The sequence below is a fragment of the Celeribacter halophilus genome (assembly GCF_018860305.1).
GTDB classification, from domain to species: Bacteria; Pseudomonadota; Alphaproteobacteria; order Rhodobacterales; family Rhodobacteraceae; genus Celeribacter; species Celeribacter halophilus_A.
Genome location: NZ_JAHKPE010000029.1, coordinates 19589 through 32341, shown reverse-complemented (window position 1 = coordinate 32341; position 12753 = coordinate 19589). Strand labels below are relative to the sequence as shown.

Genomic DNA, 12753 nt, shown 5'->3' with positions numbered 1-12753 from the left:
AGGATAGAATCCTTGGTAATGATGAGAGCCGTGTAAATACGGCCAACAGGCGATTAAAAGAGCAGGTTCATGGACCAGACAACCCTTGCGATGGCGCAGGAGATCGATTTCTCCTTGCTGGCGCTTTTTATGCGCGCAACCTTCACGGTTAAAATTGTGATGATCCTTTTGATCGTGGCCTCCTTCTGGTCATGGTCGATCATCATCCAGAAATTCATCTCTTATAAAAAGGCCCGTGCAGAGGCGGCGGCTTTCGATCAGGCGTTCTGGTCGGGCGAGCCTCTCGACGAGCTGTATGACCAGATCGCAGGCGGGCCGATGAGTGCGCCGGAGCGGGTCTTTGCCGCGGGCATGACCGAGTGGCGGCGCTCTCACAAGGCCGATGGCGGGCTGATCGCCGGTGCGCAGTCGCGCATTGACCGGTCGATGGATGTGGCGATTGCCAAAGAGAGCGAAGAGATGACCGCAGGCCTGTCGTTTCTGGCCACGGTGGGCTCGACAGGGCCGTTTGTCGGGCTGTTCGGCACGGTTTGGGGGATCAAGACCGCGTTTGAAGACATCGCCATGGCGCAATCCACCAACCTTGCGGTTGTGGCACCGGGGATCGCGGAGGCTTTGCTGGCCACGGCTCTGGGTCTTCTGGCGGCCATTCCTGCGGTGATTTTCTACAACAAGCTCAACGCGGACAGCGACCGTATCCTTGGCGGTTATGAGGCTTTCGCAGACGAGTTTGCCACCATTCTCTCGCGCGAGCTGGATAGCTGACATGGGCGCAGGTGTCGTGCAGAAACAGCGCGGGGGTGGACGCGGCAGAGGCCGTCGTCGTCCCGCCGCGATGAGCGAGATCAACGTCACGCCCTTTGTGGATGTGATGCTGGTGCTTCTGATCATTTTCATGGTGGCCGCTCCGATGATGACCGTGGGCGTTCCGGTGGAATTGCCCGAAACGGCGGCCACGGCGCTGCCGCAGGAGGAGCAGGAGCCGCTGACCATCACGCTGACAGCGGACGGGCAGGTTCTTTTGATGGCGAACGAGACGCCGGAGGCGGATCTTGTGACCAAGCTGCGTGCCATCGCGACCGAGCGCAATGATGACAAAATCTTCCTGCGTGCCGACGGATCGGTGCCTTACGAACGTGTGGCTCAGGTGATGGGTGCGCTCAATGCAGGCGGATTTCGCAAGATCGGTCTGGTGACGGAGCAAGGCGGGCCACGTCTCGACGGGTCCGGGAATTAAAGGGCAGGCATCGTGAACGCGGGCCAATATATCTCTGGTGCGGGCCATTTGGGGCTCATTGCCTATATGCTTTTCGGGGGGCTGTTCCTGCGTCCCGAGAGAACGGACGAGATGTCCGTGCAGGAGGTTGCCCTGATCTCCGAGTCCGAATTTGCCGCGCTGGTAGAACAAAGCACCGCGCCCGACAGTTTCGAAGAAGCCCCGCAATTGCAGGCCCCGCAGACGGAGACCGTGCCGGAGGTGAATACGCCCGAGGAGAGTGCCGCCGAGCCTGCCGCGCCCGAAGCGCCCGCGCCGGTTGAGACGCCTGTCGAGGTGACGCCGACGCCGCCCGCGCCGCAGGTGGAGCCGGAACTGTCGCTTGAGGATCCCGGAGCGAATCTGCCGGATATTGCCAATCAGAAACCGACCCCGCGCCCCGTGCCGCGCATCTCCGATCAGGTGGTGACCGCGCCCGAGCCGCAGCCGGAAATCTCCGATGCGCCGGTCGAGGCCGCCAATGAGGAGGCCGAGAGTCCCGAGGTGGTCGAGGAACAGGTCGAACAGGCCGCGCCGCAGGAAACCACGACCGAAATTGTGACCGAGGCGGAGAAACCCTCCGGCATGACCTCGTCGCCGCGCCCGAAAACGCGTCCGGCCAATCTGGCGGCGCTGGCGGAAGCGGCGCAGGAGCCTGTGGAACAACCGGCCAAACCCGCCGAGCAACCCGCCGAGACGCCGCGCGATACATCCGATGCTGTGGCCGAGGCGGCGGCTGCTGCGGCGGCTGCGCTGGCTGCCGAGAGTGCCGCCACACCGGCTGCGCCCGCCCGCCCGACAGGGCCGCCGCTCACCGCAGGCGAGCGCGAAGGGATGCGGGTCGCCGTGTCGCAATGCTGGAACGTGGGCGCAATGTCCACCGAAGCGATGCGCACCACCATCACCGTGGGCGTGTCCATGAACGAAGACGGGACGCCGCAAAACGGCTCGATCAAGCTCTTGGGCTTTGAAGGTGGATCACAATCTGCTGCGGATCAGGCCTTTGCTGTGGCCCGACGCGCAATAATCCGCTGCGGAGCCAGCGGTTTCCCGTTGCCTGTGGAAAAATACGCCCAATGGCGCAATATCGAAATGACGTTCGATCCCGAACAGATGAGGTACAAATGAAACGCCTGACGACACTCGCCTGTGCCCTAGCTGCCGCGCTCACTGTGGGGGCTGCGCCGATGATGGCACAGGACCCGGGGCCGCTGAAGCTCGACATTACCAGAGGTGTGATCGAGCCGGTGCCCCTTGCGATCCCCGATTTTATTGCGGAGACGCCGCAGGCGGCAGAATATGCCAAGCAGATCTCGGATGTGATTGCGGCCGATCTTGTGGGTACGGGGTTGTTCCGTGAAATCCCGCCGTCCGCCCACATTGCGCAGGTGACGAATTTCTCCTCCTCCGTGTCCTATGCGGATTGGAAAGCCATCAATGCGCAGGGGCTTGTGACCGGTGCTGTGGGCATGGATGCTTCCGGCAATCTGTCGGTGAAGTTCCGCGTCTTCGACATCTACGCCGAAGCGCCTCTGGGCTCCGGTCTGCAACTGGGCGGCTCGACCTCAAGCTGGCGTCGGATCGCGCATAAGGTGGCCGATGTGGTCTATGCGCGGATCACCGGCGAGGGGGGCTATTTCGACAGCCGCGTGGTCTTTGTGTCCGAGAGCGGGCCGAAGAACGACCGCAAGAAACGTCTGGCGGTGATGGATTACGACGGGGCAGGGCTCCAGTATCTCACCGACGACAGTTTCATCGTCTTCGCGCCGCGCTTCTCGCCCACCGGTGACCGTGTGCTCTATACTTCCTATGAAAACGGCACGCCGCAGATCATGATGCTGGACGTGGGCACGGTGACGCGCCGCCGCCTGCCGCTGCCCGCCGAATCCGTGACCTTCGCGCCGCGCTTCTCGCCGGACGGGCAGTCGATCGTCTATTCCATGTCCACGGGCACCAACACCGATCTCTACCGGATGGACATTGCCACGGGGCAGAACACACGGCTGACCAACACGCCCGCGATTGAAACCGCGCCGTCCTTCTCGCCGGACGGGTCGCAGATCGTGTTCGAATCGGACCGCTCAGGCACCCAGCAGCTTTACATCATGCCCGCAGGCGGCGGTGAGGCGCGGCGGATTTCCTCGGGCAAGGGTCGCTATGGCACGCCCGTGTGGTCGCCGCGCGGTGATCTCATCGCCTTTACCAAACAGAATCAGGGCCGGTTCCATATCGGTGTCATGCGCACGGACGGCTCCGAAGAGCGGCTTCTGACTGCGTCCTTCCTTGACGAAGGGCCAAGCTGGTCCCCCAACGGGCGGGTCATCATGTTCACCCGTGAAAGTCAGGGCGCATCGGGCGCAAGCGCGCTTTATACGGTCGATATTTCGGGCCGGAACCTCAAACGCGTGCCGACCAATGCGGGCGCATCCGATCCGGCGTGGTCGCCCCTGTTGAAATAATGCGGCAACCCTCCCCAAGTCGCGGGGAGGGTGCTATAGTGTCTTAAAAGAGCAGTTTCGAGTTTCCGCAAAGGAAGAACCTCATGTCCAACATTCTGATTTCCCGCACTTCGCGTGCCGTCCTCCTGATCGCAGCCCTCGGCCTCTCGGCCTGTACCAACCCAGACCGGTTTGGTGCCGGTGGCGGGGCCAATGGCGCGGGCATGGGCGCGAATGGCGCTCTGGCAGGCTCTGCCTCCGATCCGACCTCCGTGGCCTATTTCAACCAGACGGTCGGGGATCGTGTGCTGTTTGCTGTGGACCAGTCCACACTGTCTGACGAGGCGCGCGTTGTTCTGGCCGGTCAGGCCAAGTGGCTCAACGACAATCCGGCCTACACGGCGATCATCGAAGGTCACGCCGACGAGCAGGGCACACGCGATTACAACTTTGCGCTTTCGGCGCGGCGTGCGGCCTCTGTGCAGGAATATCTGATCAGTCAGGGTGTGAACCCCTCGCGGCTCAAGACCATTCCTTACGGCAAGGAACGCCCGCTGGCGATCTGTTCCGACGAGTCCTGCTATAGCCAGAACCGCCGCGCTGTGACGGTGCTTGCGGCTGGCGCGGGCATGTAAGGAGCCGTGACGATGAAAGCCCTCTTTCTCAGTGCTGTTTTGACAGCAGGTCTGTGCACGCCGCTGTTTGCGCAGGACGCGCAGACGCTGGCCGATATCCGTCAGGAAGCGGCGGTGCTCTCGGTCGAGATCAACACGCTCAAACGCGAACTGTCCACGACCGGCGCACCCAATACGCGGATTGCGGGGGCCAGCACGTTGGAGCGGGTCGATCTGATGGAAAGTGCGCTGGCCAATCTGACGGCCAAGATCGAGGCGCTGGAATTTCGCATTGATCGCGTCGTGAAGGACGGGACCAACCAGTTGGACGATCTCAACTTCCGGCTTTGCGAGCTGGAAGCGGGCTGTGACATCGGCAACCTGCCGCCGCTCAAGCCGATTGGCGGAGAGACCGGCGCGACCGATTTGGTCATTGCGGGGCCGAACAGCGCGCCTCCGATGGACGGGGGCGGCGATCTGGCTCTGTCCGAACAGGCCGATTTCGACGCGGCTCAGGCGCTGTTTGATGCGGGGAAATACACGGAGGCCGCGCAGGCCTTTGCCACTTTCGCGCAGACCTATACCGGTGGATACCTCACAAGTGACGCGCATTTCATGCGGGGCGAGGCGCTTTCGGCGGCGGGCCAGACCGCAGATGCGGCGCGGGCCTATCTCGACAGTTTCTCCGGCAATCCCGAAGGCGACCGTGCGCCGGATGCCCTGTTGCGTTTGGCGGGGGCTTTGAGCGATCTGGGGCAGACGGAAAAGGGCTGTGTCATGTATGGCGAAGTCGTGTCCCGTTTTGCAGGGTCGCAAGCCGCCACTCAGGCCCAGACCGACGCATCCTTGCGCGGTTGTTCTCTGTAAAGGCCGGATGATGGAAGAAAAAGCGGCGAACCGGGCGATGCTCAGGCATTTCGTGGCCTCCGCCTTTTCTTTCGACAAGCCGGACCATCTGGCTGTGGCCGTGTCTGGCGGCGGCGACAGTCTCGCGCTTTTGCATCTGATGGCCGAATGGGCCGCAGAGGAGCGCGTGCGCCTCGAATCCGTTACGGTGAACCACGGGCTGCGTCCGGAGGCCGCCGAAGAGGCGAAATTCGTGGCGGAAGTGTCCGAACGTCTCAAGGTCAAACACACCACGCTCAACTGGACGGGCTACACGGGCAAGGGCAATTTGCAGGATGCCGCCCGTCGTGCGCGCTATCGGTTGATGGCCGACTGGGCCAAGGGGCGCGGGATTTCCACGATTGCACTGGCCCATACGGCAGATGATCAGGCGGAGACGTTTTTCATGCGTCTGGCGCGGGCCTCCGGCATTGACGGGCTGACGGGGATGCAGCGACGCAGGGTCTCTGACGGGATCACCTGGGTGCGGCCTCTCTTGATGCAGGAGCGGTTCGAGCTTCGGCAATATCTGCGTGAATTGCGCGAACCGTGGGTGGATGATCCGTCCAATGACGACGAGGCCTATGACCGCGTGAAAGCCCGCCGCGCGATGGAGGAACTCTCCAAACTCGGCATCGACGTGCATGTGGTGGGGCGGGTGATGGACCATCTGGGACAGGTGCGTTCGGCGCTCGACTTTGCCACCCATGATCACGCGATGGACTGTGTGCGCGAGGAGCAGGGTGATCTGATCATCGACCGCCGCCGCTTTGCCGAAGGATCGCCCGAAGTGAATCGCCGTCTGGTCGCCGCCGCCCTGCGGTGGATTGCCTCGGCGGACTATGGCCCGCGCGGGATGAAGCTTCAGGAATTTCTTTCTGCCATGATGCGGGGCCGCGATGCGACGCTGCACGGCGTGCGGCTTTTGGGGGGCAAGGATGTCTTCCGGCTGACCCGCGAACATGGCGCGGTTGCCGGTGTCGTGGCCGCTCCGGATCAGGTCTGGGACGGGCGCTGGCGTCTGGAAGGCATTGAAAACAAGGGCTTCGTGATCCGCGCGCTGGGCGAAGACGGGTTGTTGCAACTGGGTGAACGCCCGAAAAGCGCCCCGCCGCGCGAGACTTTGGCCGCCTCTCCGGCGGTTTTTGACGGCAATACACTGATTTCCGCCCCTCTTGCCGGACTGGGGCCGGCCTCCGCGCGGCTGATCCATCCGACTGGCGGATTCTACACATCGCTTTTATCGCATTGAACTTGGGCCGTGGATGCCTATCTTAGGGGGAAGCCTCACGCTATCGGCGTGACCCCTGACTATTTCGAGGAGACCCCCCTTGGGCAACGCACGTAATCTCGCCTTCTGGCTTGTGCTTCTGGTGCTCGTACTGACCCTGTTTCAGGTGCTCGGCGGCAATCAGAGCAGCATGTCGTCAGAAGTTGTTCCCTATTCCGAATTCATGTCGAAAGTGGATGACGGCACGGTTAACACCGTCGATATCGATGGCGAGAAAGTCTATTTCGTCGATTCAGACAACCGGCGCAAATATACGATCAACCCGGGTGATGATACGCTCGTTTCCGAACTGCTCGACAAAGACGTGACCGTCGAGGGCAAACCGCAGGAAGAAAGCGGCATCATGCCCTTTATCCTGTCCTTCCTGCCGATCTTCCTGATCATCGGTGTCTGGATCTATTTTATGAACCGGATGCAAGGTGGCGGCAAAGGCGGGGCGATGGGCTTTGGCAAGTCGCGGGCAAAGCTTTTGACCGAAAAGCAAGGGCGTGTGACCTTTGACGATGTCGCAGGCATCGACGAGGCCAAGGAAGAGTTGGAAGAAATCGTCGAATTCCTCCGCAACCCGCAGAAATTCTCCGCACTTGGCGGCAAAATCCCCAAAGGTGCTTTGTTGGTCGGTCCTCCGGGCACGGGTAAGACGCTTCTGGCGCGTGCGATTGCAGGCGAGGCCGGTGTGCCGTTCTTCACCATTTCCGGCTCCGACTTTGTCGAGATGTTCGTGGGTGTCGGTGCCAGCCGTGTGCGCGATATGTTCGAACAGGCGAAAAAGAACGCGCCCTGTATCCTCTTTATCGACGAGATCGACGCTGTGGGCCGTGCCCGTGGGGCCGGTTACGGCGGCGGCAATGACGAGCGCGAACAGACGCTCAACCAGTTGCTGGTCGAGATGGACGGGTTCGAATCGAACGAAGGCATCATCATCGTGGCGGCGACCAACCGTCGTGACGTGCTCGACCCCGCGCTTTTGCGTCCGGGCCGGTTCGACCGTCAGATCACAGTGCCGAATCCCGACATCAAAGGCCGCGAGAAAATTCTCAACGTCCATGCGCGCAAAGTGCCGCTGGGCCCGAATGTGGACCTGCGCCTGATTGCCCGCGGGACTCCGGGGTTCTCGGGGGCCGATCTGGCCAACCTTGTGAACGAGGCGGCTTTGACAGCGGCACGGATCGGGCGGCGTCAGGTGACGATGGACGATTTCGAACATGCCAAGGACAAGGTCATGATGGGGGCCGAGCGCCGCTCTATGGTCCTGACCGACGAGCAAAAGGAAAAAACCGCCTATCACGAAGCCGGTCACGCCATCGTCGGTTTGAAACTGCCGAAATGCGATCCGGTCTATAAAGCGACGATCATCCCGCGTGGCGGTGCTCTGGGTATGGTGATGAGCCTGCCGGAGATGGACAAACTCCAGATGTTCAAGGACGAGGCCCGTCAGCGCATCGCCATGACCATGGCGGGCAAGGCGGCGGAAATCTTCAAATACGGCGAGGAGGAAGTGTCCTCCGGTCCCGTTGGCGACATCCAGCAGGCCAGCCAGTTGGCACGCGCGATGGTGATGCGCTACGGCATGTCGGACAAGGTCGGCAACGTGGACTATGCCGAGGCGGCCGAGGGCTATTCGGGCAATACCGCGGGCTTCTCCGTGTCGGCGCATACCAAAGAGCTGATCGAGGAAGAAGTGAAACGCTTCATCGATGAAGGCTATGCGGAAGCTTACCGGATCATTTCCGAGAATGCCGAAGAGTTCGAGCGTCTGGCGCAGGGGCTTCTCGAATACGAGACGCTCACGGGTGACGAGATCAAACGCGTGATCGCGGGCCAGCCGCCGCAACCGGGCGAAGATGATGAGGGTGGTGCTTCTGGCAAGAAAGAGGATGCTCCCTCGGTCACGGCCATTCCGAAGACCAAGAAAAAGCCGAAAGACGACAGTGGTCTGGAACCTGAACCCACTGTTTGACAGAACGAACTGACACATCAATTAAAGCCGCGTCTCGATTGAGGCGCGGTTTTTCTTTGGGCCTTCTGGATGTGACTGCGCCCTCCTGATCTTTCCCAAGTGGCGGGCACATGTTAAAGGGCAGGCAAAGAGGATATGCCGATGCTCAAACCACCGAAAGACATCCCCACCATGGCCGAGTTGCGCCAGCAGATCGACCGGATCGACCGCGACCTCGTCGCCCTTCTGGCGCTGCGTCAGGCGCATGTGGATCGGGCGATTGAACTCAAACCCGGCGAGGGGCTGCCCGCGCGGATCGAGACCCGTGTGCAGGACGTGCTGGACAAGGTCGAGGCGCAGGCGCGGGAGGCCGGCTTCACCCCCGATCTTGCGCGACGGATGTGGGCGCTGATGGTCGAGGAAATGATTGCCCGCGAAGAACGTGTGCTGGGCAGCGGCGAAGGAAATGGAGACTGAGATGACGGCCACCCTGATTGACGGCAAGGCGTTTGCGGCGGTGATCCGCGAAAAGGTCGCGACCCATGTGGCGCGGATCAAGGAGGCGCAGGGCGTGACCCCCGGACTGGCCGTGGTGCTGGTGGGCGATGATCCGGCCTCCGAGGTCTATGTGCGCTCGAAAGGCAAGCAGACGGTCGAGGCGGGGATGAACTCGTTCGAGCACAAGCTGCCTGTCGATACCACGCAAGAGGCGCTTCTGGAGTTGATCGAGACGCTCAACGCCGATCAAAGCGTGCACGGGATTCTGGTGCAACTGCCGTTGCCGGAACATCTTGACGAGAGCCTCGTGATCAACGCGATTGATCCCGCGAAGGATGTGGACGGGTTCCATATCTCCAACGTCGGATTGTTGGCGACGGGGCAAAAGAGCATGGTGCCCTGCACGCCTCTGGGCTGTGTGATGATGCTGCGTGATCAACTGGGCGATCTGTCCGGCAAGGATGCCGTTGTGATCGGGCGCTCGAATATTGTTGGCAAGCCGATGGCACAGCTTTTGCTGCGCGAAAGCTGCACCGTGACCATCGCGCACAGCCGGACGAAGGATTTGCCCGAGGTGGTCAAACGCGCGGATATTGTCGTGGCCGCCGTGGGACGTGCGAATTTCGTGCAAGGCGACTGGATCAAACCGGGTGCTACGGTGATTGATGTGGGCATCAACCGTATTCCCGCGCCGGAGCGTGGCGAAGGCAAGTCGCGCCTTGTGGGTGATGTGGATTTCGCGGCTGCCAAGGAGGTCGCGGGTGCGATCACCCCCGTGCCCGGTGGCGTGGGGCCGATGACGATTGCCTGCCTTCTGGCCAACACGCTCACGGCCTGCTGCCGCGCGCATGGTTTGGCCGAGCCGGACGGTCTGACATAAGCGCAGGTTTTGCCGTCTTTGACGCAGGTTTTCATGTATGAACCGGCCTCCGTGTATTTCGGGGGCCGGAAATGCGCTGATCCTGCCGGACATGGGCGGACTCCCGCGCATCATTTCGGAGGGCTATCCGCTAAAGGGTCGGCCTAGACCGGAGGGGATCGCCCGTGTGTCTCAGCTTTGCGGTTTGCAAGCCACCGAAACGGGGTGTGAGTCGCACGTCTAATGGGCGGAGATTGCTGGAATAAGGCCGGATTGCGGCTTTTAAATTGACTTAATGATAAAATTTATGCTGTCTTTTCGGGCAGAGAGGGCATTACCCGTTCGGTCTATGGCCGAAAAGCGGCGGGGCTCTAACATAACCTAATATAATCAAGCGATTGATTTCGATCTGCGCTTTTTGGGATAGGTCATGTGGCCAATGTTTGGGCCTGATACACCGGAAAAACCGGCCGGAAAACCTATGCATTTGGACAGGTGATAGGGTTTCCAAGAGTTAAATATAGATTAACGGTGAGCCGTTTTCTGCTACCTTTGCTGCAATACGAGTATGTGCGGAGTTTTTGTTTTGGTTGTGGGGACAACCATCTGCACAATTGGAGAAATAGTAAGGGAGGTAGCTATGTACGAACCGAGGGGGACGGACCAAGACGTCACACATCCGGCAATCCAGCCAAGCATGTGTCAGAAAGATCTCTTCACATTCATAGGATCGCAAAGATTGTTCTCGGAGGTTGTCCTCAGGACGATCGAGACGGAATTTGACGAGGTGCGCGCATCCCGCTTTCCGGATCTGGAAACATGGGATCTTGTGCTTTCAAACCATATTCAGCCGGAAGGGCAGTCGACGCGGCTTTTGATTGTCGATGAACGTCAGGCGGACAGGTTCATGAGTTTTCTGGAGCATCAGGACCATCTGACGCCCCGTGTCCGGCTGGCCATTGCCGTGCGGGACGATGCCAGTGCCACGGAGGTGGTGGAACGCTGGGGAGCGCGGCTCTCGACCTATACGGTCAGTGTCCTGCCGATGAACCTGAACCTGACGGCTTGGGTCCAGTTGATCCGGCTGATTGATTGCGGCGCGCATTACCTGCCGGTGTGTTCACTGGGCGCGATGCAAGCCGCCAGACGGGAGCGTGCCCCGTCGTCGGACAACGCCCTTCATGACACGGCCTCTCATGACGCGGCGCCTGCCACATCCGCCAAGGATGCCCGCGAGGAGGCCTGCGCCCGAGGGGTTGCCAAGCTGACCCCGCGCGAGCGCGAAGTGCTCAAACTGGTGGCTTCGGGACAGCCGAACAAGATGATCGCCAATGAACTGTCGGTCTCCGCCCACACGATCAAGCTGCACCTGCACCGCATCATGACGAAGCTCGGCGTTACGAACCGGACCGAAGCGGCAATCTGCTTTCACAGCCAGAATTGCTAAGGCGCGGTGCGCTCGCCAAAGAGGCGGGCGCTTTTCACATGGTTTTGCCCGAACAGCTTACACGCGTCGGGCAGGGTCTGCGGGTCACGCGTTTCCCGAAATGCACCACAGGGTTTCAGGACACGTCGCACACCGCATCTTTATTGTTGGCCTTTCATGTTCATCTTGGGACACGCGTCACACGCGAAGGGCCATGGCCGGTCGGACACCGGCCGGAACGAATGGGCGCACCCGATCACTGAATGACGCTCCCGAGCCGCTCTGCCGGCGGGAGCAAAAGTCATTTGAAGGGTGCCAAATGCAGCGGGACAGGAAGCGCAAAGTGCGGATGTGAGGTGATACCGCAGTTTGTCGTGACACAGCCGGACACAAACGGCGTTCTGGAGATCTGCTGCCGGAAATCGGGGGGACTATGAGTTATTCAAACGGAATTACACTTCGCCAACTGGAAGTGATCAATGCGATTGCCATTTCAGGCTCGATCCGCAAAGCCGCGAAACTTCTGGGGCTGTCACAGCCCACCATCTCGGCCCAGCTTGCCAAGCTCGAAGATGATCTTGGCGCGCAGCTGGTGCATCGGGATCGCAAGCGCTGCGAGGTGCTGACCGGAGCGGGAGAGCTTTGGGCGACCACGGCGCGCAATGTTCTGGCCGACCTCGAACAGGGAAAAAGCCGCCATTGCGAGCAATTCGGGCAACAGCAATACAAGATGAGCCTTGCTACGATCCCTTCTCATGCGGGGCGTGTGCTGGGGCTTGCGGCGGCATTGGCTCATGCCGATCCGCGAATTTCGGAGTTTTCGCTGGAGTTTGCAACGTCCAGCGCCGAACTTCTCGACTATCTCGCCATTCGCAAGGCCAGCGTCGGTCTGTTGGCCAAGACGGAGACCCTGCGCGAAACCACGTCGCTCAAATACGAAGTGTTATATGAAGACCGGATTTTATGGGCCATTCCCAAAAGCATCGACCCGAAACTGGCCCTTGAGATTATCAACGGAAGCGTGGTTCCGAAAACCCTGCCACAGGCCCTGACGAAACGCGTTTGCGTCACCGCTTCGCATGAATGGCGGGTGAAGAGCAACGCATGGTATAAATCCCATCTTCCCGTCGCTGTGCCGTATTTCTCCAGCGATCTGCATGTCGGAGCCGTTGAAATCGTCGCGCAGGGGCTTGCGACCTGTCACCTGTCGATGACGTTGCATGGCAACCTGCCAAAGCGTGTGCGTGAGAATGTCGCCTTTTATGACACGGGCCGCGCCGCGCAGAAAATGGCCTTGGTCATGCCCCGTCATTTGATGATGGTGCCGACCTTCGCCAGCTACTTCGCACGTCTCGCCGATGCGGTGCGCCAGAATTACACGAGCCACGAGAAAGCCTCTTTGCAGGATATGCCGGTCTCCGGCCATCCGTCTGTGCATCTGTTCGCGGGGTGAGATGTGGGGGTGTTTGCGCGCGGGGCTGTATTGCTGACGTGGCAAGGGCCTGCGCGGCGGGATGTCATACGGTTGGTATGAGGTGGGAAATCCGA

The 12753-nt window shown here is 60.7% G+C and carries 12 protein-coding genes; all 12 read left to right on the top strand.

Annotated elements, in window-relative coordinates; all coding sequences use genetic code 11:
• Positions 1-69 precede the first annotated feature (69 nt).
• The 12 genes from tolQ (at position 70) to KO492_RS10710 (ending at position 12658) form a co-directional block, all read left to right on the top strand.
• Positions 70-765 carry a protein TolQ gene (tolQ, locus tag KO492_RS10765; RefSeq protein ID WP_216044957.1) on the top strand — a complete coding sequence of 232 codons (696 nt, stop codon included), beginning with the start codon at positions 70-72 and terminating at the stop codon, positions 763-765.
• 1 nt (position 766) lies between these two features.
• Positions 767-1237, top strand: coding sequence for a protein TolR (gene tolR, locus KO492_RS10760; RefSeq protein WP_066607272.1), 471 nt, complete (start codon positions 767-769; stop codon positions 1235-1237).
• 12 nt (positions 1238-1249) lie between these two features.
• On the top strand, positions 1250-2383 hold the full coding sequence (locus KO492_RS10755; RefSeq protein WP_216044956.1) for an energy transducer TonB: 1134 nt from the start codon (positions 1250-1252) through the stop codon (positions 2381-2383).
• Positions 2380-3714, top strand: coding sequence for a Tol-Pal system beta propeller repeat protein TolB (tolB, locus tag KO492_RS10750; RefSeq protein WP_216044955.1), 1335 nt, complete (start codon positions 2380-2382; stop codon positions 3712-3714). Before KO492_RS10755 ends, tolB begins: the two co-directional genes overlap by 4 nt.
• Before the next feature lie 83 nt (positions 3715-3797).
• Positions 3798-4328 (top strand): peptidoglycan-associated lipoprotein Pal, encoded by a 531-nt coding sequence (pal, locus tag KO492_RS10745; RefSeq protein WP_252735491.1) that lies wholly within the window; start codon positions 3798-3800, stop codon positions 4326-4328.
• Positions 4329-4340: 12 nt separating this feature from the next.
• On the top strand, positions 4341-5174 hold the full coding sequence (gene ybgF / locus KO492_RS10740) for a tol-pal system protein YbgF (RefSeq protein ID WP_216044954.1): 834 nt from the start codon (positions 4341-4343) through the stop codon (positions 5172-5174).
• A gap of 7 nt (positions 5175-5181) precedes the next feature.
• Positions 5182-6444 carry a tRNA lysidine(34) synthetase TilS gene (gene tilS / locus KO492_RS10735; RefSeq protein ID WP_216044953.1) on the top strand — a complete coding sequence of 421 codons (1263 nt, stop codon included), beginning with the start codon at positions 5182-5184 and terminating at the stop codon, positions 6442-6444.
• A gap of 79 nt (positions 6445-6523) precedes the next feature.
• The gene (ftsH, locus tag KO492_RS10730; RefSeq protein WP_216044952.1) at positions 6524-8443 is read left to right on the top strand and encodes an ATP-dependent zinc metalloprotease FtsH; all 1920 of its coding nucleotides are present in this window, start codon (positions 6524-6526) and stop codon (positions 8441-8443) included.
• 141 nt (positions 8444-8584) lie between these two features.
• Positions 8585-8899, top strand: coding sequence for a chorismate mutase (locus KO492_RS10725; protein ID WP_332935193.1), 315 nt, complete (start codon positions 8585-8587; stop codon positions 8897-8899).
• A gap of 1 nt (position 8900) precedes the next feature.
• Positions 8901-9800 (top strand): bifunctional methylenetetrahydrofolate dehydrogenase/methenyltetrahydrofolate cyclohydrolase FolD, encoded by a 900-nt coding sequence (gene folD, locus KO492_RS10720; protein ID WP_216044950.1) that lies wholly within the window; start codon positions 8901-8903, stop codon positions 9798-9800.
• Positions 9801-10419: 619 nt separating this feature from the next.
• Entirely contained in the window at positions 10420-11226 is an 807-nt protein-coding gene (locus tag KO492_RS10715) for a helix-turn-helix transcriptional regulator (protein WP_216044949.1), read from the top strand.
• A 412-nt stretch (positions 11227-11638) separates the two neighbouring features.
• Entirely contained in the window at positions 11639-12658 is a 1020-nt protein-coding gene (locus KO492_RS10710) for a LysR family transcriptional regulator (protein WP_216044948.1), read from the top strand.
• Positions 12659-12753: the final 95 nt, after the last annotated feature.